Origin of the sequence: Moraxella sp. ZY210820, from assembly GCF_030674635.1 — a bacterium.
In the GTDB taxonomy this organism is placed as follows: domain Bacteria; phylum Pseudomonadota; class Gammaproteobacteria; order Pseudomonadales; family Moraxellaceae; genus Acinetobacter.
In genome coordinates this window covers 223,894-245,635 of the sequence record NZ_CP089978.1, presented here as the reverse complement: position 1 = coordinate 245,635, position 21,742 = coordinate 223,894, and the positions used below count along the sequence as shown (strand labels likewise).

19 protein-coding genes are annotated in these 21,742 nt (G+C 35.4%); 15 read left to right on the top strand and 4 right to left on the bottom strand.

Annotation, left to right across the window (positions count from 1 at the left end):
* Nucleotides 1-27 precede the first annotated feature (27 nt).
* On the top strand, nt 28-243 hold the full coding sequence (locus LU301_RS01220; RefSeq protein ID WP_305271773.1) for a hypothetical protein: 216 nt from the start codon (nt 28-30) through the stop codon (nt 241-243).
* A gap of 99 nt (nt 244-342) precedes the next feature.
* On the opposite strand, the gene LU301_RS01215 is transcribed toward LU301_RS01220, so the two are convergent.
* Both LU301_RS01215 and LU301_RS01210 read right to left on the bottom strand, forming a co-directional pair.
* Nucleotides 343-1,023, bottom strand: a complete 681-nt coding sequence (locus tag LU301_RS01215) for a GAD-like domain-containing protein (RefSeq protein ID WP_305271772.1) — start codon at nt 1,021-1,023, stop codon at nt 343-345.
* Between the two features lie 215 nt (nt 1,024-1,238).
* Nucleotides 1,239-2,447 carry a WG repeat-containing protein gene (locus tag LU301_RS01210; protein WP_305271771.1) on the bottom strand — a complete coding sequence of 403 codons (1,209 nt, stop codon included), beginning with the start codon at nt 2,445-2,447 and terminating at the stop codon, nt 1,239-1,241.
* Between the two features lie 145 nt (nt 2,448-2,592).
* On the opposite strand from LU301_RS01210, the gene LU301_RS01205 reads away from it, so the two are divergent.
* On the top strand, nt 2,593-3,387 hold the full coding sequence (locus LU301_RS01205; protein WP_305271769.1) for an NAD-dependent epimerase/dehydratase family protein: 795 nt from the start codon (nt 2,593-2,595) through the stop codon (nt 3,385-3,387).
* Between the two features lie 156 nt (nt 3,388-3,543).
* Here LU301_RS01205 and LU301_RS01200 read toward each other — a convergent pair whose 3' ends face one another.
* Both LU301_RS01200 and LU301_RS01195 read right to left on the bottom strand, forming a co-directional pair.
* The gene (locus LU301_RS01200) at nt 3,544-4,449 is read right to left on the bottom strand and encodes an alpha/beta hydrolase (RefSeq protein WP_305271767.1); all 906 of its coding nucleotides are present in this window, start codon (nt 4,447-4,449) and stop codon (nt 3,544-3,546) included.
* Between the two features lie 76 nt (nt 4,450-4,525).
* The gene (locus LU301_RS01195; protein WP_305271765.1) at nt 4,526-6,757 is read right to left on the bottom strand and encodes a FepA family TonB-dependent siderophore receptor; all 2,232 of its coding nucleotides are present in this window, start codon (nt 6,755-6,757) and stop codon (nt 4,526-4,528) included.
* A gap of 170 nt (nt 6,758-6,927) precedes the next feature.
* On the opposite strand from LU301_RS01195, the gene LU301_RS01190 reads away from it, so the two are divergent.
* The 13 genes from LU301_RS01190 (at nt 6,928) to LU301_RS01130 (ending at nt 21,558) form a co-directional block, all read left to right on the top strand.
* The gene (locus LU301_RS01190; protein WP_305271762.1) at nt 6,928-10,440 is read left to right on the top strand and encodes a hybrid sensor histidine kinase/response regulator; all 3,513 of its coding nucleotides are present in this window, start codon (nt 6,928-6,930) and stop codon (nt 10,438-10,440) included.
* Between the two features lie 203 nt (nt 10,441-10,643).
* Nucleotides 10,644-11,321 (top strand): beta-ketoacyl synthase chain length factor, encoded by a 678-nt coding sequence (locus tag LU301_RS01185; RefSeq protein ID WP_305271761.1) that lies wholly within the window; start codon nt 10,644-10,646, stop codon nt 11,319-11,321.
* On the top strand, nt 11,305-12,084 hold the full coding sequence (locus LU301_RS01180) for a lysophospholipid acyltransferase family protein (RefSeq protein WP_305271760.1): 780 nt from the start codon (nt 11,305-11,307) through the stop codon (nt 12,082-12,084). The genes LU301_RS01185 and LU301_RS01180 overlap by 17 nt, the downstream gene beginning before the upstream one ends.
* A complete protein-coding gene (locus tag LU301_RS01175) occupies nt 12,081-12,338 on the top strand; it encodes a phosphopantetheine-binding protein (protein WP_305271759.1) in 258 nt (85 codons plus the stop codon). Before LU301_RS01180 ends, LU301_RS01175 begins: the two co-directional genes overlap by 4 nt.
* Before the next feature lie 11 nt (nt 12,339-12,349).
* Nucleotides 12,350-12,598 carry an acyl carrier protein gene (locus tag LU301_RS01170; protein ID WP_305271758.1) on the top strand — a complete coding sequence of 83 codons (249 nt, stop codon included), beginning with the start codon at nt 12,350-12,352 and terminating at the stop codon, nt 12,596-12,598.
* A 20-nt stretch (nt 12,599-12,618) separates the two neighbouring features.
* Complete coding sequence (locus tag LU301_RS01165; protein ID WP_305271757.1) at nt 12,619-13,164, top strand: COG4648 family protein; 546 nt, start codon at nt 12,619-12,621, stop codon at nt 13,162-13,164.
* Between the two features lie 167 nt (nt 13,165-13,331).
* Nucleotides 13,332-15,053: an ApeI family dehydratase gene (locus LU301_RS01160; protein ID WP_305271755.1), complete on the top strand. Its 1,722-nt coding sequence runs from the start codon at nt 13,332-13,334 to the stop codon at nt 15,051-15,053.
* 19 nt (nt 15,054-15,072) lie between these two features.
* Complete coding sequence (locus tag LU301_RS01155; protein WP_305271752.1) at nt 15,073-15,828, top strand: glycosyltransferase family 2 protein; 756 nt, start codon at nt 15,073-15,075, stop codon at nt 15,826-15,828.
* Nucleotides 15,825-16,754 (top strand): lysophospholipid acyltransferase family protein, encoded by a 930-nt coding sequence (locus LU301_RS01150; protein ID WP_305271750.1) that lies wholly within the window; start codon nt 15,825-15,827, stop codon nt 16,752-16,754. The genes LU301_RS01155 and LU301_RS01150 overlap by 4 nt, the downstream gene beginning before the upstream one ends.
* Before the next feature lie 10 nt (nt 16,755-16,764).
* Nucleotides 16,765-17,181, top strand: coding sequence for an acyl-CoA thioesterase (locus tag LU301_RS01145; RefSeq protein WP_305271749.1), 417 nt, complete (start codon nt 16,765-16,767; stop codon nt 17,179-17,181).
* Nucleotides 17,182-17,230: 49 nt separating this feature from the next.
* A complete protein-coding gene (locus tag LU301_RS01140) occupies nt 17,231-17,935 on the top strand; it encodes a LolA family protein (protein WP_305271747.1) in 705 nt (234 codons plus the stop codon).
* Nucleotides 17,910-20,306, top strand: a complete 2,397-nt coding sequence (locus tag LU301_RS01135) for an MMPL family transporter (protein ID WP_305271746.1) — start codon at nt 17,910-17,912, stop codon at nt 20,304-20,306. Before LU301_RS01140 ends, LU301_RS01135 begins: the two co-directional genes overlap by 26 nt.
* On the top strand, nt 20,287-21,558 hold the full coding sequence (locus tag LU301_RS01130) for an NAD(P)/FAD-dependent oxidoreductase (RefSeq protein ID WP_305271744.1): 1,272 nt from the start codon (nt 20,287-20,289) through the stop codon (nt 21,556-21,558). The genes LU301_RS01135 and LU301_RS01130 overlap by 20 nt, the downstream gene beginning before the upstream one ends.
* Nucleotides 21,559-21,742: the final 184 nt, after the last annotated feature.

The window sequence follows — 21,742 nt, the reverse complement described above, 5'->3', positions numbered from 1 at the left end:
GAAACAGTCATATTTTAGGAGATAAAGATGTTAAACAGCTATCAAGCAAAAATTATGAATAATCAATTAGAGTGGATTGATACGCCACCTGTGTTAGATGATGTGCAAGTGATTATTACGGTTTTACCAAAACAAACCACGCCAACTCAACGTAAAATGCCTGAAATTTTAAAAGGGCGTGGAAAACAGCTTGGGGAAATTATTGATGTGCCTGAATTGGGTGATTATACAAAGGTAGAATAAATAATTACAAGCGTTAAAACATAGTATGGATAGAGAAACTAAAAATATATCAAATAAGGTTTAAAATAGTTCTAAATAATATTTATTTAGAACTATTTTTTATTTAAAAATATCACTAAACGAAGTGCCACGACTGACTGGAGGTTGAAATTGATACAGCATATCGGTATAAACATCCATACGCACTTTAATTAGGCGTTCAATGGTAATCTGCTCATCAGGCAATAACATATAAAATGGCTCAAAAGCATACATTTCATCAGGCGACAATACCCCTAATTTTTTAACTGCTCTTTCAAAAAGGGGTTCGTCTTGAATATCTGTCATATCAAAATCAGCTGTGTCAGATTTTAAGTAAAGTAATGTGGATATGCTTGCTCCAAAGTCATCATCGGGTTCTTGCAATTGTTTATCATCAGCCCAGATAGTGTTGTATTGTGGTTGAATTTCAATAATTCGCTTTGTTCTTTCACCATATAACAAACATTCACCAAATGCGGTTCTAGCTATACAATAAAAATTATCAAGTTGTAGATATTTGGTATTGTCTAACCAAGTATCTACAAGATATTGATAATCATCAGGATTGACAATCCATAATAAGCCATTATGGAAACTGCACCACCCTAATTCTTGCCAAATACGAAGTAAAGAACTTGGCAGTTTATTTTCCCAATTCAAGATGACTTGACTATCCACTTTTTGGGACAAGGTTGGTTTTCCTCTTTGTTCAAGGAAAAACTCATACCATCCTTGCAATCTTTTTGATTCAAATGACATATCTATACCTATTTAATTGTAAATGAAATATTCATTTTTGTAGTTTCAAAGTAGTGTTGAGTAGCGATTAAAGCTACGCAAGACGCTCCTTTTACAAGTTTTCATCGAAATGGTGCGTGTTATGCACCCTACCGACTACCTAGTGTTTGTAGGCGAATGAGCATTAACCCCCACATAAAATCAATAAGTTACAATAAATGAAAATAATATTCAACCTAATTTGTTGAACTAAAAGTCGTCAGCTCACTCGTTCTTAAAACATTATGCTTTTTATCTAAATGCAACATTACATTTGGCTGTTTTTCAGAAATAGCCCATACCGTGCCATTTTTAAATTCTCCACCTAACTGTTCATAAATCGGCGGAATAATTTCTACACCATTGACATCAACAAAACCATATTTATTATCTCGTATGATATTTGCCACGCCATTTTTGACCTTACCAATATGACTATATTTTCTATCAATCGGCACAATTACACGTCCTTGTTTATCAATCATACCATAATATTCACCTTCACGGAATATCGAACGTTGTTCGCTAAAAGACTGTAAATCTGTCCAATTTGATTGTGGTTGAATCACAAATTTTCCTTGTAAATCAATGACACCATAGCCAGCATCCGTTTTAACCACAGCCACTTGCTCACTGAAATTTTCTGCTTGCAAAAATTGTACAGGAATGACGATTTTTCCTGATTTATCCATATAGCCATATTTACCTTGCTGTTGCATGCGAGCTAGACCATGACTAAAATGTTGCCCATTATCCAAATAATTTTTTCTCGTACCATCTGAATAATTAGCAACCATTTGGTATCGATCAGCATTTGGCACTTGCCCAAAACCAATGACTACTTGACCAGATAAATTCATAAATCCACATTTTGCTAGCACACAAACTCTCGCCCGTTCTTCCTGAAATGGATCAATCACATGATATTTTTGCGTAGTTAAAACTCGACCATCAACATCAATCACTTGCCAATGATAATCTTGATATTTTTCCTTCTCAGATAGTGCAACACGGTTACGCACTTTATAACGTCCAAAACCTAAACCTTGAATTTCATCATAAGCTTCACTCACATATACGCCTTTTTTGTTAATCAATCGCCAACGGTAATCGTTGCCCAATTTACTGCCAACAACCGCTCGCTCAAATTCATCAAACTTCCCTGCTGAGTCAAATTGATGTGGAATAAAAAGTTTAAATTTATCATCCACATAACCATATTTACCATCTTTTTTAGAAATTGCAATACCATTATGCCAATCTTCATATTCATCCATTTTTCCCACTTTCCACCATTGAAAAGAGACCCAACTCACATAAATTAAAATGGGTAATAAAATCACAATACGGATGATTTGCAATACTTTTTTACGCTTAGGCGAACTTTTTTTCTTGGTATTAGACATGATAATTAACCATTTATAGTACGGATAAAGCCCTATTATGCTGATAAAATCAATACAATACAATCACTATCTATAATGATAAATTCATCTATGATACAATCTAATTCAAACATTTATACTTTGAAAATGTGAGTATCATATCATCATGAACATTCTCGTCATTGGTTGCGGGCAACTGGGTTTAGCCTTAGTACAACAGCTTCATCAACAAGGGCATCACATAACTACCATCAGTCGTAGTCCCAAAATTGTACCCGAAGGTGTACTACATATTTGCAAAGATATTTATCATTTACAAGCAAATGATTTTAATGATAATTTTGATATGGTATATGTGATTTTATCTGCGAACCAACGTGATAAAGCAGGTTATCAGCATACTTATGTCAATACAGCTCAACCAATTTATCAAGCACTTTCCCAATACTCCATTCAAAAAATTATATATATCTCATCAACTCGTGTTTATGGTGAAAATCACGGCGAATGGGTCAATGATGATACGCCACTTTCTGCCCAAGATGACTTAGCAGAATGTTTAATTCAAGCTGAATATACTTGGCGAGATTATTGGAAAGAGAAATTGGTCATTATGCGTCCAAGTGGTTTATTACGCAATATGATTTTTTGGCAACAGCAAGCCGAAAAAATGACAGAAATCAATGAATATCGTTGGCTAAATTTTATTTATCAACATGATGTCGTTAAAATTTTAGCCTTATTGCCCCAATTGGATATGTCCCAACTCAAATCGAGTTATATTCTCACGAGCCATCAACCTATTTTACGTCATGAATTTTTAAATCATTTACGTTCAGTGCAAAATTTAACTGCAATTAGCATACCATCTAACTTAAGTACAACAGGTAAACGCTTGCAAGCATCAAATTTACAAGCATTATTGGCAATGATTCATATAAAATTACAACTGGTTTATTAATTTCCTTTATTTTAGTATCACATAAAAAACGCGTCTTATGCCCAAAAGCATAAGACGTTTAAGCCGTTTTTACAGTAATTTTTTAATGAAAATAAGCAGTATTATCATTAATATTATTATAACTTATTACCCTATAACAAGCAATGATTTTTCTTATTATTTTTCTGATTCATCTATGAAACTATCTTGAGAAAAATACATAATTGCTGATTCTAAACTTAAAAAAGCACTATGAATATGAGTCGCCTGCGGATAAATGACACTTTCAACATTAAGCTGATGATTTAAATATTGGCTTAGTTCTTGGACAGAATCCACCATCGCTCGCTTACTTAACTGCTGTTGCCGTTGCTCACGATTTTGTTTGAGCTTAGGTGAAACTATTTGCTCATATTCCCCTACGGTTAAATAGATTTTTGATGGTTTCACTGATTTGAACTGCATAATATCTTGTTTAATTTGATAATTATTCCACCAAATAGATGGACTAGCAATAAAATAATGACTATAATTATCTTGATATTTCAATAAGTTATATAAGGCATATAAACCACCATATGAATGTCCAAATAAACCTTGCAATTTTGGATTCACTTGCCATGTTTGTGCAATCAAAGGTTTTAACTCTTGTTCAATAAACTGATGAAATTGCTCTGCTCCACCATGTGGATATTGAGTATTCATAATTACAGAATTAGGCTTTGGTGTATAATCTAAACTGCGTGCAGTAATATCAGTAAACTGTTTTGATGAATAGCCAATACCAACAATCAACATAGGACTAACGCCATGTTCATCTGCACGGATATTAAAACCCTGAGCTAAACTACTGGCAAATGGAAAAAAGGCATTCCCATCAAGGATATAAAGCACAGGATAGCCATTTGGGGGCATTTTACCTACAGCAGTCACTTGGATTAAATAATTTTGTTTGGTGTACTGCGAGGTCAGTTGCATTTGTTGAGCATTAACTAAAGTTGCCTCTTGCCATGTTGCGTACATTGTTTGTCCATATAACATGGTATTTCCTAACAATAATAACAGAAATATTAATACTTTCACACTTAAATCCTATGGTCAAAAAACGCCCTATACTCATCTGTATAAGACGTTTTGGATTATTTACACGCTAATTAACCTAGAATGTATATTTTAAATTTGCATAATAAGCACGACCAGCTTCATTATATGATTGGTTTACACTGTTATCACGTAATTTTTGTTCATCAAAAATATTTGATACACCTATACGCCCACTTATACTATCAGTAAATTTATAACCAACATTAATGCTTGCAATACCATAACTCTTAATTGGCATACTGTTTATACCACGATTCTCCGAACGTTGAATGGCAAATTGGCGTGGTTTTTGGCGACCATATTGCGTATAAACAAAGTTTACATCAAAATTATCAGTAATATGATAATTAAAAATAGAGTTAATGGTATAATTTGGAATAATAGACAATGGATTACCTGTAGATTTATCTTTAGAGTCAATCATATAAGTAATATTATTTGTCCAACTTACATTATCAAAAGTTATACCTACACTACCTTCCATACCTTGTACCAATGCTTTTGGAATATTTTCCCAACGTAAAATATGTGAAACTGGATATTGTCGATTACCCTCATTATTGACAGTCGCGATAATATGATCTCCTGCACCGATTTTATTTTTATAATCGTTACGGAAATAAGTCAAACTCGCATTCCAAATATCCTTATCAAACTGCACACCTAATTCAGAGTTAATTGAGGTTTCAGGTTTTAGATTTGCACTACCTAATAAATAACAGTTACCTGTTGTGGTAAAAGTTGGGCAACCATTACCACGTGTATAAAGTAAATATCCTTCCGCATTTTGGTACATATTCGGTGCTTTATAAGCACGAGCAACACCACCTTTAATCGTCCAATAATCACCTATTTTTTGGGTAATGTTAATACTCGGACTCCAATTGACACCTGATTTATTATGATCATCAACACGCAATGCTAATACCATATTGCTCTTATCAGCCAACTGTATATTATTTTCTGCATAAGCTGATAAAATACGTGATTTCATATGGCTACGGTCAGTTGGCAACACACTTGGTAAATATGCCGTTACGCCTGTTGAATTATCCATCGCCAATAATGATGTACTTGCAGGGTCATGGAATTTATCTTCCACATATTCTGCACCTAAGGTTAAATGCTGTGGTCGCCAAGCATTTAATGGCATACTCAATTCACCATTAAGACGGTAAGTATCTAAAACTGCCGTTGATTTATTAGTACTTGTTGGGCGACCTTCAGGACCACCATATAAGCCTTCTAAATTACGGCGGTTTTTGGTTTTATCATATTGTGCTACAATTTTACTGCTTGCCCAATTCCAATCTGCTTCATGTGTTAAAGCATAACTGGTACGTTCCATACGGTTGGTTTCTGAACCGACCAATGAATTAACCAATGTATTTTGTCCTGTACTAAGACTTGCGTCAAGATTACTATTTTGTGTATCGCCTGAATAGATATTTGACTGACGACCATAAGCTCCATCAAAAGTTAAACTTTGTTTTTCGTTAATTTGCCAACCTAAACGCAATCCGCCATCGGTATTTTTAACACCCTCACGCCCTGCTGCACGACTCACACTACCATTTGAAGCAACAATTACAGGGTTAATATCTACCGCATCAGCATCGGTTTTATTAAAATTACCATACATTCGCATCGAAAGTACATCTTTAACCAATGGCAAACTTAATGTTGCACTAATACGACTACTATCTCCTTCCTTTTTATTTTCAGGTTGATTGGTGTATAAGTCCACAGAGCCATGAATTTCATTACTCACTTTTTTGGTTTTTATATTTACCACACCACCCATTGCACCATTACCATAACGAGCAGCCGCTGGCCCACGTAAAACTTCAATACTTTCAATGGCATCACTTGGAATCCAATTACTATCACCTCGTGTATCACGTTCACCACGATAAGCATAACGTACAGCATTACGTGAATTAATTGGACGACCATCAACCATAATCAAGGTATTTTCAGGTCCCATACCACGAATATCAATTTGTCGGTTATTACCACGTTGCCCACCTGCACTATTACCTGTTAAATTTACCCCTGGCATACGGCGAACATATTCTGCAATATCATTACGTACAGGAATGTTTGCTAAATCTTCTTTATCAATCACAGAAACGCCTAATGATTGTTTAACTTGTTCTTCTGCCGTAATCACAATAGTTTCTAATTGTGGTATCGTTTCAACTTCTTGTTGAGCAAAAACACTACAAGAGAAAATTGCTGAACTCAAAACACTCATTTTAAATAGATGTTTAAGAAGATTTTGCATAAGTAAAATACCAAAATAAAAATGAATAAATAATAGTACTTATCATAATATAAATAAGAATATCTATCAAATCATTATGAATTTATTGTTACAGATTGTTTCCATGATAAATCCTATCTTCATCGTTTTTTTAGTTTATAATACACATTTTTATAATCTGTGATGATGCAATGAATAGCTGGTTAATTATCTCTATTTTAGCCTTATATATTTTAATGTTATTTGCCTGTGCCATGTTTGGTGAAAAATATACTCGCAAATTACCAGCCAAATTACGTTTAATTTTATTTAGTCTAACCTTAGGTGTATATTGCTCATCATGGACATTTTATGGAGCAAGTGCAAGTTTAACCAATAATGGGATTTTAGCTTTATCAATTTATATTGGACCTTTACTCTTTATCGCTTTAGGCTATGACATTTGGCGACGTTTAGGACGGGTTCGTCAATACCATGCTATTTCATCAATTGCTGACTTTGTTGCTTCTCGTTATGGAAAAAGTGGAGTTTTAGCTTCTATTGTTACCATTTTAGCCATTATTGCTATCGTGCCGTACTTAGCTTTACAATTAAGAGCGATTGCACTTAGTACTAATATGATTCTTCAAAATGCTCCACATTTATACCAAGCACAATCAAATGATGCAGTCATGTTTTTAACTGCAATTTTAGCAGTGTTAGCCATGATTTTTGGTACACGACAAATCGCTAATACCGAACAACACGGCGGATTAATGCTCGCTGTTGCATTTGAATCCTTTGTTAAATTATTTGCATTATTATCAATTGCGATATTTTTCTTGTGGGTTTCACCACAAAATTTAACCATTTTAAATGAAGATATTCGCCACACCCTACAATCCATACAACAATATGGTGTCCCTGAATCCTTTTGGACACAAACCTTATTGGCAGCCTTAGCCATGATTTGTTTACCACGTCAATTCCATGTGGCAGTGGTCGAATTAGGTAATGAACGTCAATTACGTGGTGTGAAACGTTGGTTTTCATTGTATTTAATTTTAACTATGATGGCAATTATTCCAATTGCCAGTTGGGCATCACACTATCTAGGACAATTGAATGGCGATATTGCTGTTTTAGCACTACCGATTGCTTATCAACAAGATTGGCTTACCGTTTTAGCATTTTTGGGCGGTTTTTCTGCCTCTACAGGTATGTTATTGGTATCATCGCTTGCTCTATCCATCATGCTGACGAACGACTTAATTATGCCGACCATTTGGCGATTTAATCTTATTTCACGCCAAAATCCACGTTTGCCAATGATTTTAAAATGTATCCGTCAGGCCTGTATTTTATTGGTCATGTTACTCGGTTTTATCTTTTTCCGTTTGTTTGATAATGTCGAACAATTATCCATACTTGGTTTATTGGCATTTAGTGCAGTAGCTCAATTTGCTCCAACATTAATCGGTGGTTTATATTGGCGAAACGGAAGCAAACACGGTGTGATGGCGGGTTTAATGATTGGTTTTAGTTTATGGGCTTATACCCTATTATTACCAACCATGCTACGCAGTTTACCTCAAGAATGGGCAATGTCATGGGCAAGTAACTTACTCAATCATGGTATTTTCGATCTAACATGGTTACGTCCCGAGGCTTTATTTGGTTTTTCATCTCTTTCTCCATTAACTCATGGCGTTTTATGGTCATTAGGTTTAAATATTGTTGCTTATATTGGCGTTTCTAAATGGTTCCGTCCAAGTGTTGCTGAGCAAATCCAAGCAGAAAGTTTCTTTTATTATGAAACCAAACCAATTTTAAATACCCATCATGATGATAATCCACATATTGTCCAAGATGAATTACATCAAACTGCTATTCGTTTGAAAGTAGGCGATTTATTTGCATTGGCACAACGTATCACGGGTTATGAACCAACATTACAAGCCTTTAATGCATTTTGTCAGCATAATAATTTAGAATTTAACCAAAATAGTACCGCTAATGGAATGTGGTGGCGATTTACTGAACAATATCTCGCCAGTGCTATTGGTGCATCATCAGCACGAACACTACTCACAACAGCAATGGTCAATGATGGTTTAGCACTCGGACAAGTGGCGAATATTCTCGACCAAGCCTCACGTTGGCAACGTTTTAACCGTAATGTACTCATGACCATGCTAGATAATATGACACTTGGTGTAAGTGTGGTTGATGAAAATATGTGTTTGATTGCATGGAATCAACATTATTTACAACTATTTGAATATCCTGAAAGTTTGGTTTATATTGGCTGTCCTGTTGCCGATTTAATCCGCTATAATGCTGAACGTGGTGAATGTGGTGAAGGCTCTATCGAAGAACATATCAATAAACGTTTAAACTGGATGCGAATGGGTAATCGCCATGAATTTGAACGTGTACGTAAAAATGGTAAAGTCATTCAAATGAAAGGCGTGCCGATTGAAGGTGGTGGATTTGTAACTACATTTGCCGATATCACCGCTTTCCGTGAGCATGAAATTATTCTTGAAGCCAAAGTACAAGAACGTACGCAACAGCTAGAAATCGCACTTGCCGAACAACAGCGTGCCAGAGAACAAGCTGATATTGCCAATATGGCAAAAAGTCGTTTCCTTGCTGCGGCAAGTCATGATTTATTACAACCTATGCATGCTGCACGTTTATTTAGCACAGCATTAGAATACAATATTCAAAATCCTAATGATAAAAAGACTTTAGAACAACTCGACCGTGCCTTACATGGTGCTGAAAGTATGCTCTCTGCTTTGCTTGATATTGCACGTTTAGAAAGTGGTACATTACAACCAAAACGCCAGGCCTACGCTTTAAATGATTTATTAAGTGATTTAAAACTACAATTTTCAGGCATTGCACAACAACGTCAATTAAAATTAAGCGTACATGATACCGCATTTTGGATTGATACCGACCCACAATGGATTAGACGTATCGTACAAAATTTCGTGAGTAATGCCTTACGTTATACTGCTCAAGGGCGTATTGTGGTGGGTGTGTTACGTTCCGCAAGTCAAAAAAATCATATTCGTATTGGCGTGTGGGATACAGGTTTTGGTATTTCTGAACAGCAACAACAAAAATTATTCCAAGAGTTTGAACGCTGCGGACATACTTCACCATGGGGAGAGCAAGGTTTAGGTTTAGGTTTAGCCATCGTACATCGTATGGTACAATTATTAGACTATAAATTATATGTTTACTCGCAAGTCAATCGTGGTTCATGTTTTATGCTTGAAGTACCTTTAGTCTCAGCACCACAACCTGAAACGCTTAAACCTACTATCCAACAAACACAGCAACACAGTTTAAAAGTGTTATGTTTAGATAATGATGAAGCCATTTTACAAGGTATGCAAATTTTACTAGAAAAATGGGGACATCAAGCGATAATGTGTAGCGATAAACAGCAAGCGCTCGCATTTATTGAACAACATCAACCTGATGTATGGTTGATTGACCAACATCTAAATCAAGAACAAATGGGCATTGATTTTATTTTACAGCATCGTGTGGCGGATATTCCGATTGCATTGGTTACAGCAGATAGCGACCCTGATTTACCACAGCGTTTAAAAGAATTAGGTATTATTCTGATGAAAAAACCACTTAAACCTGCTCAGTTGCGTGCATGGTTAAATAGTTTGAAAGTGAAAAGAGCGACATCTTAAACTTATCAAATTAACGGAAATCATGTATAATTATTATTCCATTCTCAACTTAAAATCATGGCATATGGATATGATTTAAAATATTGAATTTTGTACGGGCGAATAATCATTCGCCCCTACATAAAATCAATAACTTACTATGAATTGAGAATGACGTTAATTCTTGATATATTCATCATTATATTTTACTATAGAGCTTTGTTATGCACGGTCATTTATCATCACTTATCTATGCAGATGCTAATACTGAACTCACAGCGATTCAGGACATTCCCGCTATACAGCGTCGTCGTTTATCGCCTTTAGCTAAAATCGCCTTGCATACAGCCAAAACAGTGTTACAACAACATCATGGTGAGATAGATTATATCGTTTGGTCATCTTGCTATGGCGATGAACACACCACTTTAAGCATTATGCAAGATATCGCCCAAGAAGAATTACCATCACCTGCACAATTTTCAACATCAGTACACAATGCAATTTCTGGACTTTATTCTATTTTATTTCAAGATAATACGCCTGCAACTAGTTTGAGCAGTATGCCTCATCATAGCTGGCAAGATGCCTTATTGGAAGCCTATAGTTATTTGCAAATTCATCATAAAAAAAATGCACTGATTGTGTATTACGATGCACCTTTACCAGAAGTATATCAAATTGTAGATAAACATCATCACAATATACAAACCACACATATTCATGCGATTTCTGCTATTTTATCGTTAGATAAACCTGCAAATTTATCTATGCAATTCAAAAGCATGAATCAGCCACATGATGAACCACAAGCCAAAGCATTTTATGATTTTTGGTATAGTGAACAGCAACAATGGCAAAGCCAAGCATGGATTTTTGAAAAGCATGATAGCCAAAATTAACTATGTTTGGCGTGTAATTGGCACGGCATTAGGTTTTGCAAGTTTTGGTTTAGGTGGCTTACTCATTGCATTGTTTGTTGCCCCCTTTGCCAAACTCATACATCGAGACCCTGAACGGCAAGCAATTTTTACACAAAAAGTCATTAAATATGCCTTTCGTACTTTTATTGAAGGCTTAAAATTTGGGGGTGTAATGACTTATGACGTTAAAAATTTACATAAACTTGAAAATAGTTATGGTGAATTAGTCGTTGCAAATCATCCATGTTTGCTGGATGTAGTGATGTTAATTGCATTTATGCCCCGTGCCAACTGTGTGGTTAAACAAGCCTTATGGCAAAACCCATTTACTCATGCACCTGTAAAAAGTGCAGGTTATATTTTAAATCAAGGCTCACAAACTTTTATTGATGCGTGTATCAACAAACTACAAACCGAACAAGCAGGCTCATTAATTATTTTCCCAGAAGGAACACGCACCGAACGTCAGCAAATGCTGAATGATTTTCAACGTGGTGCAGCCAATATTGCTGTGCGTGCCAATGTACCAATACGTCCTGTGTTGATTCGTTGCACGCCATCGACATTAACCAAAAATGAAAAATGGTATCATATCCCAAACCGTGCCTTTCATTTAGAGTTAGATGTACTCGATGCGATTGATATACAACATATATTACCTAATGTAGAAATTAATCCTAAAGGAGTCCGCCAATTTAATGCGTGGCTCTATGATTTTTTTAAGCGAGAACTAGCAAAATGAGTAATTTAACCCAAGAAGTCAAGCAAATGATTATTGATGTCTTAATGCTTGAAGATACTAGCCTAGATGATATTGAAGATGATGCACCATTATTTGGTGATGGTTTAGGTTTAGATTCGATTGATGCATTAGAATTAGGCGTTGCATTAAAAAAACGTTATAATATTCAGCTCAATGCAGAATCTGATGACACCAAAAATCATTTTAAATCTGTTAATAGTTTAGTGGAATTAATTGCAACACATCAAGCATAAGAGGTGAATCTATGCTCAGCCAAGAACAAATCTTAGAACAATTACGCAATTGGATGGAAGAGTTATTTGAAATTGACCCTGAAACCATTCAAATGGAATCTAATCTTTATACTGATTTAGATATTGACAGTATTGATGCGGTTGATTTAGTGGTTAAAATCCGCCAAGCAACAGGTCAGCAAATTAAACCTGAAGATTTTAAATCAGTGCGTACCATTGCCGATGTAGTTGAAACCATTCAAAAACTACAAGCTAAATAGCCAGTTTTGTATGGTTGATTATGCGTATCGCCATTCAAATTTTGCTTAGTATGCTGATGATTGCCTACCCCTTTGCAGTGTGGTGGGCATTACAACAGCAAGCGTTATTATGGGTCAGTCTGTTATTAATCACGGTTGCTATTGTACGTTATTTATGCAAGCCTAATCCTTTATTTGCACCACTCACTATCATGGCGATTTTATGTGGTAGTTCAAGTTTATTTTCACAAAATGAACTTTGGCTCAAGTGCTACCCAGTTTTGATGAGCGTGGGAACATTAGCCATTTTTGCTTATACGCTCAAATCGCCACCAAATATGATTGAACGCTTTGCACGTTTACATCAACCTGATTTGCCTGAAAGTGGGGTACGTTGGACACGCAATGTTACCAAAGTATGGTGTGGATTTTTTATCATTAATGCTTGTATTGCCCTAGCAACAGTATTATGGGGAACAACAGAGCAATGGGCGATTTATAATGGCTTTATTTCCTATATCCTTATGGGTTGTTTATTATTAGGCGAATTTGTATTGCGTAAATGGCATCAACAAAAATCATCTTAGTGATTTCGTTGTTATTTCGTTTGTATCGTCGATTTATATCAGGACAATACAAAAAATGTAGGGGTTTATTATATAAACCCTTTGTAAAATCAATTGCTTGGGCAAATATAATTTGCCCCTACTATTCAATTATGAATTGAAATTACTATAGTTTGATAGGCAGAATTATGTTTGATTTTTTATCATCACAATTTTATAACTCACATATTATGGCATATATGGGGCAAAATCAAACATCTACGCCGATGAACACTCATATCCAACAAGATTGCGTTAGTTATGCCCAATTTTGGCAGATGGTTGCCGATAAAATAGTTATGCTGAAACAGCAACCACAGCAACGCTATGCCTTATGGTGCCAAAATAGTTTGACATTTTTTGCATGGCTCTGGGCAGGCATTTTAGCCAATAAGATTTTAACCTTACCGCCCCATCGTCAAATTCAATTAGAGCAGAATTTAAAAAAACAAGGTATTGATTTTATTGATGATAATACGCCTTATCATCAGCAAGAACAAAACATTGAACAAGTAATACAAAGCTATCATATTGATTGGCAAACCCAACTTAATGCATCTCATATATTATTTTATACCTCTGGCTCTACAGGACAAGCCAAACAAATTCCACGTTGCTTATCACAGTTATTATTAGAAGCACAAATTATCCATCAATATATTGATTTCCCACAACCGTTTATTATGTGGGCAACGGTGAGCCATCAACATTTATATGGTTTAACCTTTCAACTTTGTGTACCATTTATGGCTTCACAAACCTTTTATGCTCAACAACTCATTTATCCTGAACAAATTGAACAACAATTAACGCATTATGCTAATCATCAACAAGCGTTATATCATAATATTTTAATCAGTAGTCCAGCCTTGCTCAAACGTTGTGCAGGTGTATTTGATTTTAAATCAGCAACTTGGCTATTATCCGCAGGGGGACGTTTAGATACTGGCGTACGAATGCACTATACACAAGGGATTTTAGAAATTTTTGGTAGTTCAGAAACAGGCGTGATTGGCTATCGTTATGACGATAATGCACTATGGCGAAGTTTTGATGAATTACAACTCAAATTGAGTGATGAGCAAACACTTGGTATTCAAAGCCCTTATGCTTATCAAAAAGATTGGATTATAACCCGTGATTGTGTACAATTATACGACAATGGTTTTGAATTGTTAGGGCGTAGCGACCGTATTGTTAAATTAGAAGAAAAGCGATTGAGCCTAGACCATATTGAATCTCAACTAAACCAACTTGATGAAGTCAGCGATTGTCATGCCATATTAATTGAACATGATAGCGAACAAACTTCACGCACTTTTTTATCGGTCGTAGTAGCTTTAACCCCAACCGCTTGGCAACAACTTAAACATCACGGTAAACGTGCGATGGTTCAACAATTAAAGCGACAATTAAAAGCTCATTTAGAGCCAATTGCCACACCTAAACATTGGCGATTTGTTGCCTATTTACCACGTAATACCCAGTCTAAACTTAACCAATTATGGGTGAACAAATTGTTTTTATCTACACAATATCCACACGTTTTAGCTCAATCTCAACAAGAGCATACCTATATTTTTACATTACAATTTTCACCTGAATTGTTATGTTTTAAAGGACATTTTGATGGTTTTCCGATTTACCCCGGTGTAGGACAACTTGCCTTTTTTATCCATTTTGCACAACAAATATGGGTAGATTTACTGTCTTGTCGTGGTTATGAACAAGTTAAATTTCAACAACTTATCCGCCCATACGATGTATTAGATTTGCATTTGACACGCACTCAACATAAAATTAGTTTTCAGCTCAAGTCTGATGAAAATATCATTGCGTCAGGACGTTTATTATTTAATTTAACTGAATAAAAACCATGGATTGACCATCATGACTATATTTAAACCATGTTTAATTTTGCCTGTTTATAATCACCCACATTATTTACTGCGTTTGGCTGAACATATCCAACAATATGACTGCACTATTATTTTTATTGATGATGGCAGTCATGCAGAATGCAAGGCTATTTTACAGCAAATCCAAAATCAATATCCTGAAACCATTGTATTACAACATGAATATAATCAAGGTAAAGGACAAGCCGTTATGACAGGCTTAGATTATGCTTATCAACATGGTTTTAGCCATGCCTTACAACTTGATGTTGATGGTCAGCACGATTGGCAAGATATTGATAAATTTTTAAAATCTGCACAACAGCATCCACAAGCAATGATTATTGGTAATCCAATTTATGCTGATGATGTGCCTAAAAGTCGCTTATATGGTCGCTATGCAACACATATTTGGGTGTGGATTAATTCGCTTTCTTTTGCCATCAAAGATAGTATGTGTGGCTTTCGTGTCTATCCTGTGCCTGCCTGTTGGCGTATTCTGCAAAAATATACTTTGCGTAAGCGTATGGGCTTTGATAGCGAAATTTTAGTATATTTACGTTGGCAAGGCATTGATTTTATTAATATACCAACTAAAGTCATTTATCCTGAAGATGGGATTTCTCATTTTAGATTATGGGAAGATAATATCGAATTATCCAAAATGCACGCACAATTATTTTTTGGTATGCTATGGCGTTTACCCTATTTATTATGGAAAAAAATCGCCAAAGGGTCATCGTCATGACACAAGCAAACGATTGGAATACACAACAAGAAAAAGGCAGTTTTTTCCTGCTTAAATTAACCGTATGGCTCTATCGTCATTTAGGACACTATGTATTTACACTGATTTTAAATATTATCATTTTTTGGTATTGGCTATTTTCACCTAAAACACGGCGTGTATCTTTAGAATATTTACAACGTGTCGCCCAATACAATCCACAATTATTTGCTACAAAACCAAACATTTGGCATAGTTATGTGCATTTACGTCAATTTGGTATTGCTATTTTGGATAAAATTGATGCTTGGCTGGGTCAAACCACAGAACACGATTTACAACTGTTTGGTCATGAACATATCCGTCAATATTATGGCAAAGGTGCAGTGATTATGGTTTCACACTTTGGTAATATTGAATTATTGCGTGCCATTAAATCAGACCATCACCAACAAGTGAATGTTTTGGTATATAATCAACATGCTGAACAGTTTAATGTTTTTTTACAGTCAATTAATCCTAAAGCAGGTGTACGTTTAATTTCGGTGGCAGAGCTAGGGATAGAAACGGCAATGGTTTTACAACAACGTTTAGATGCTGGCGAATGGATTATCATTGCGGTGGATAGAGTGCCAATTCATTCTACACGCCAACAAGCCATTGATTTTTTAGGCGAGCCTGCCTATTTTCCTGAAGGTGCGTGGTGGTTGGCACATTTATTGCAAGCCCCTGTGATAGCGGTGTTTTGTTATCGTGCGATGCAACAACAGCAACAAACATTTCAGCTCCATATTCACCCATTGAGTGAGAAATTTCAATTACCACGTCAGCAACGCCAGCAGGTTTTACAGCAATATATGTCGCAATATGTGCAATTATTAGAGCAACATTGTTTAAATGCACCATATCAATGGTTTAATTTTTTTGATTTTTGGATAAAGAAATAAAGGCTCAATCATGCAAGCAGAAATTGAAATTGATGTTCCCTTCCACGATGTTGATAGCATGAATGTGGTATGGCATGGACATTATTTAAAATATTTTGAATTGGCACGTTGTCAATTATTAGAGCAATTTGATTATAATTATAATCAAATGCGTGAGTCTGGCTATGTTTATCCTGTAATTGAAAGCCACATTCGTTATGTACATGGTATTATTTTTAATCAAAAAATCCGTGTAGTTGCCAAATTAGTTGAATGGGAAAATCGCTTAAAAATTGACTATATTATTTATGATGCTCAAAGCAATAAACGTCTTACTAAAGGTTATACGATTCAAGTTGCCGTGCGTATCGAAGACCGTGAATTATGTTTAGCCAGTCCGCCCATTTTGTTACAAAAACTACAACAATGGTCAGCATTTAATGCTTAATTGTTAGTTAAAATAATGCCTTTCATCGTTAATTTAATATGAGCATTTTATGAATACACGTTTTTTAAATTTATCTTATATCAGAGCCATTACATTAAGCACTTTTGCTTTAATAAGTGGCATGGTAATGATGACACCACAACACGTACTTGCCAATACACAACTCACAAAGCAACAGAGCGAACAGCAAGCATTACAAAGCATTTTTCAGCGTTTATCTCAACAAACGATGGTGCGTGCCAATTTTATCCAACAAAAAAAATTAGCGACCATGAATAAAACATTTAATTCTTCAGGTCATATCGTATTTACTAAACAACACGGCGTATTATGGCGTATCCAAGCCCCTGTACAAGCGGATTTAATCATGACTCCAAAAGTTGTGGTACAAAAAACAGCCAATACACAAAGTAAAATTAATCTCACACAAAATCAATATGCAGGTGTAGCAAGTGTCTTTATGCAACTGATGGCAGGCGACCAAAAAACCTTAAAACAGCATTTTAATATTCAACAAGTACATTATACAGCACAAAATTGGCAATTAAAGCTAACGCCCAAATCTGCTACCATGCAACGCTTATTTGCTCAAGTAGATATTTCAGGACATGACTATGTACAAAATATCATCATACAAGAAAAAGCTCAAGGCAAAACCGCAGGCGGAACAACACAGATTCAATTTAGCCAACACAAAAATACTCCAACATCATTAAATAGTAGTGAATATGCACTTTTTGAATTGGCGAAATAATCCACATAGCGTACCATCACGTTATCGTATAGCAACCTATGTATGGCTGACGATTGTTATGGTAGTTGCCATCATTATGATGTCCATGTGGTGGCAAAAAAGTATTCATATTCAAAGTGATATTGTTAAATTATTACCTAATTTAGCCGTACCTGAACACGTCTTAGAAACACAACAAAAAGTCAATCAACAACTCAATCGTAATGCATTTATCATGCTACAAAGCCAAGATAAACAAGCATTAGAGAAAGCAACTGAGCAATTCGAACAAGCAATTACACAATCAACGCTTTGGCAACCTTTACAAAAAAATAGCTCATCAGAACAGTTTGCTAGCACTTTATATCAGCAACGTACAGGCTTACTCGATACACAAAGCAGGCAGTTTTTACAGCAAGGTCAATATGATGCCTTACTTGAAAAAAGTATGTTACAAATGCTCAATCCCATCATGCCGATTCATGAGCAAATGCTTAAAGATGACCCATTATTACTTTTCTCTCAATATTTAATGCAACAAGCTCAAGGCAATCAAGGCAATATTGAGCTGGAACAGGGCTGGGCAACACATCAGCAAGTTTTATCAGACGATGAAAATCCTGAGAGTTTATATTCACGTTTGATTGTTTTACAACTCACACAAAGTCCCTATAATATTGATTATCAACAACAAACAAGTGATTGGCTCAAACAAATACAACAACAAATTCAAGCACAATCTAATGATAAAACACATCAAGTCAATATGCTTTGGTCTGGCACACTCGCTTTTGCAACTTTTGGTACACAATCAGCCGAATATGAAATTTCTACTATAGGCTTAGGCTCTAGTATTGGAATTATTTTATTAGTATTATTTGGTTTTCGCTCGGTTCGCCCTCTATTTACTGAATTTATTGCAGTATCAATTGGATCATTAATGGCTTTTGCCGTCACTCATTGGCTATTTGGCGAAGTACATTTAATGACCTTAGTGTTTGGTGCAAGTTTGATTGGAGCCAGTGTTGATTTTTCTTTTTATTTTATGGCATTACAATCGCAATACCGAAATCAAAATGGCTTTAATGTTTTAACCCCTGTATTACCTAGTCTGTTTTTAGGACTCATGACGACTATTTTAGCCTATTTATTTTTAACACTTACACCATTTCCTGCTTTTAAACAAATTTCTGTATTTTCAATGGTAGGATTATTTTCAGCATGGGTAAGCAGTATTTTATTATTACCACGTTTACCTGCCTTAAATGTTCAACCCGCTTTAAATTGTTTAGCATTTTTACAACGTAGCCGTGTCGCAATTGTTCATCGACCAATACGCCGTTATACAATCATTGCTTTAACACTCATCGTGAGTGCTTTCGGTTTAAACCATGTTCAGTTTAATGATGATGTACGTAATTTACAAAGTGCTGACCCAACATTAATTGCTCATGATAAAAAAATCCGTGAATTATTTTCTGCTCAAGGTAGTAGTGAATATTTCATTATTAGCAGTAACAATGCAACAGAAACCGAACAAGCTGAAATTCAGCTATTAGACCAACTATCTACCCTACAACAACAAGGTAAAATTGAAACATTTCAAGCTGCAGGGCAATGGTATAATACTCAACTACACCAGCAAAATATTGAATTACTACAAAAAATTCCTACATCATATTTACAGCAATATGCTCAAGCGATGCAAATTCCATTGGTACAGTTACAACTATGGCAACAACAGCTAGCACAACAAGCAACTTTAAATTTTGATAGTTTTAAAACACATCCTTTAGCACAACTGATTTTATCCGAGCATGAACGTGTGGTATTATTACATGGCATTCATGATAAAACTGCACTACAAGCATTACAAAATAAGCATGTGTATTTTATGCAACCTACCACTGCATTATCAGAACAATTCGCCTTACATCGCCAACAAGCACAATGGCTACTCCTTGGAGCAATGTTAAGTTTAGCAATTTTAATTGGAATATTATACGGTTATCGCTCAATATTACCCATTATGCTCCCTGTAAGTTTAGCATTGGCTTTAACATTTGCTATTCAAGCGATGTTAAATGTACAATTAAACTTATTTAGCATTATGGGGTGCTTTTTAATTTTGGGAATTGGCGTAGATTATGCTATATTTTATCGTCATGCTGGACAACGTGATGATGTGGTCTCAATGGCACTATTTTTATGTATGCTATCCACGCTATTCGGTTTCGGCTTACTCTCATTAAGCAATACCTATGCGATTTTTTGTTTTGGATTTACCGTGTTATGTGGCGTGATTTTATCCTATATTTTTGCCAGCTATTTAACACCTGTCGATCAAGATTATTTTTCTAAAGGGCAACAAAATGCAAACCATACACACTGATGTCGTTATTATTGGTGCAGGGCCTTCGGGTAGTTCTGCAGCAAGTTTATTATGCCAAAAAGGATATAAAGTCATCATTATTGAACGACAGCATTTTCCACGTTTTTCCATTGGCGAATCTTTATTACCGCAATCAATGATATTTTTGGAAGAAGCGAAATTATTAGACAAAATTAAAGCACACGTTGCCACGGAACATTTCCAATTTAAAGATGGTGCAAGATTTTTGCGTGGTACAGAAACGGCTTATTATAATTTTACAGAAAAATTTACTGCAGGACCAGGAACAACATGGCAAGTTCGCCGAGCTAGTTTTGACCATTTACTCGCTCAAGGAGCAATAGAACAAGGAGCTGAAATCCGCTTTGGCGAAACCGTACTTGCCGTTGATATCGCAGGTGAAAAACCATGTATTACCGTACAAAATGAACAACATGAAACTTATCAAATTCAAGCTAAATTCTTACTTGATGCGAGCGGTTTTGGACGTATTTTACCAAAATTACTGGACTTAGAATATCCGTCTAATTTTCCAGTTCGTCAGGCAATTTTTACCCACATTGAAGATGGCATCACACAACATCCAAGTTTTGACCGCAATAAAATTTTAATTACCGTGCATGAAAAAGACCATCGCATTTGGTATTGGTTAATTCCTTTTGCAGATGGACGAGCATCATTTGGTGTCGTAGCTGAACAAGCCATTTTAGAAAGTTATCAACGTAAACATGAAGATAATGAACCAGAACATATTTTAAAACGTATTTTGGCTGATGATGTTGCTCTGTCAGATGTATTAAAACACGCTAAATTTGATACACCTGTACGTACTTTGGTCGGTTATTCTGCGAATGTTAAACAATTATATGGTCATCGTTTTGCCTTACTGGGTAATGCAGGCGAATTTTTAGACCCTGTATTTTCATCAGGTGTTACCATCGCCTTAAAATCATCAAGCATGGCCGTTCCCTTAGTAGATAAAGTATTACAAGGACAAGAAGTCGATTGGCAAAACGAATATGAAAACCCTTTACGCAAGGGTATTAACGTATTTCGTGCTTATGTGGAAGCATGGTATCACGGTGATTTTCAAGATGTCGTTTTCTCTAAACATCAAAATGAAAATGTGCGGAATATGGTCAGTTCACTTTTGGCAGGTTATGCGTGGGACGATAGTAATCCGATGAATAACCAATCAGCACGCCATTTAAAAACGTTGGCAGAATATTGTCGTATGCAAGACAATCGATAGTATATTTTATATACATTATATATCCAATATGATAATTTTTTCCCTTTCATTCCAAGACTAAAGTTGTAGTGAATATTCGTTGAAAAACCATCAGTACATTGTTATGATAAACTGACCGATAGTTAAGATATATACTAATTCAACCTAAAAATTGGTATAGGTTTGTAGGGGCAAATCACATTTG

Coding starts and splice junctions, on each gene's coding strand:
- LU301_RS01205 (WP_305271769.1), top strand. CDS start 2,593: ATGAACATTCTCGTCATTGGTTGCGGGCAACTGGGTTTAGCCTTAGTA.
- LU301_RS01195 (WP_305271765.1), bottom strand. CDS start 6,757: ATGCAAAATCTTCTTAAACATCTATTTAAAATGAGTGTTTTGAGTTCA.
- LU301_RS01185 (WP_305271761.1), top strand. CDS start 10,644: ATGCACGGTCATTTATCATCACTTATCTATGCAGATGCTAATACTGAA.
- LU301_RS01150 (WP_305271750.1), top strand. CDS start 15,825: ATGACACAAGCAAACGATTGGAATACACAACAAGAAAAAGGCAGTTTT.
- LU301_RS01215 (WP_305271772.1), bottom strand. CDS start 1,023: ATGTCATTTGAATCAAAAAGATTGCAAGGATGGTATGAGTTTTTCCTT.
- LU301_RS01220 (WP_305271773.1), top strand. CDS start 28: ATGTTAAACAGCTATCAAGCAAAAATTATGAATAATCAATTAGAGTGG.
- LU301_RS01165 (WP_305271757.1), top strand. CDS start 12,619: ATGCGTATCGCCATTCAAATTTTGCTTAGTATGCTGATGATTGCCTAC.
- LU301_RS01170 (WP_305271758.1), top strand. CDS start 12,350: ATGCTCAGCCAAGAACAAATCTTAGAACAATTACGCAATTGGATGGAA.
- LU301_RS01135 (WP_305271746.1), top strand. CDS start 17,910: ATGCACTTTTTGAATTGGCGAAATAATCCACATAGCGTACCATCACGT.
- LU301_RS01155 (WP_305271752.1), top strand. CDS start 15,073: ATGACTATATTTAAACCATGTTTAATTTTGCCTGTTTATAATCACCCA.
- LU301_RS01160 (WP_305271755.1), top strand. CDS start 13,332: ATGTTTGATTTTTTATCATCACAATTTTATAACTCACATATTATGGCA.
- LU301_RS01175 (WP_305271759.1), top strand. CDS start 12,081: ATGAGTAATTTAACCCAAGAAGTCAAGCAAATGATTATTGATGTCTTA.
- LU301_RS01190 (WP_305271762.1), top strand. CDS start 6,928: ATGAATAGCTGGTTAATTATCTCTATTTTAGCCTTATATATTTTAATG.
- LU301_RS01145 (WP_305271749.1), top strand. CDS start 16,765: ATGCAAGCAGAAATTGAAATTGATGTTCCCTTCCACGATGTTGATAGC.
- LU301_RS01130 (WP_305271744.1), top strand. CDS start 20,287: ATGCAAACCATACACACTGATGTCGTTATTATTGGTGCAGGGCCTTCG.
- LU301_RS01210 (WP_305271771.1), bottom strand. CDS start 2,447: ATGTCTAATACCAAGAAAAAAAGTTCGCCTAAGCGTAAAAAAGTATTG.
- LU301_RS01180 (WP_305271760.1), top strand. CDS start 11,305: ATGATAGCCAAAATTAACTATGTTTGGCGTGTAATTGGCACGGCATTA.
- LU301_RS01140 (WP_305271747.1), top strand. CDS start 17,231: ATGAATACACGTTTTTTAAATTTATCTTATATCAGAGCCATTACATTA.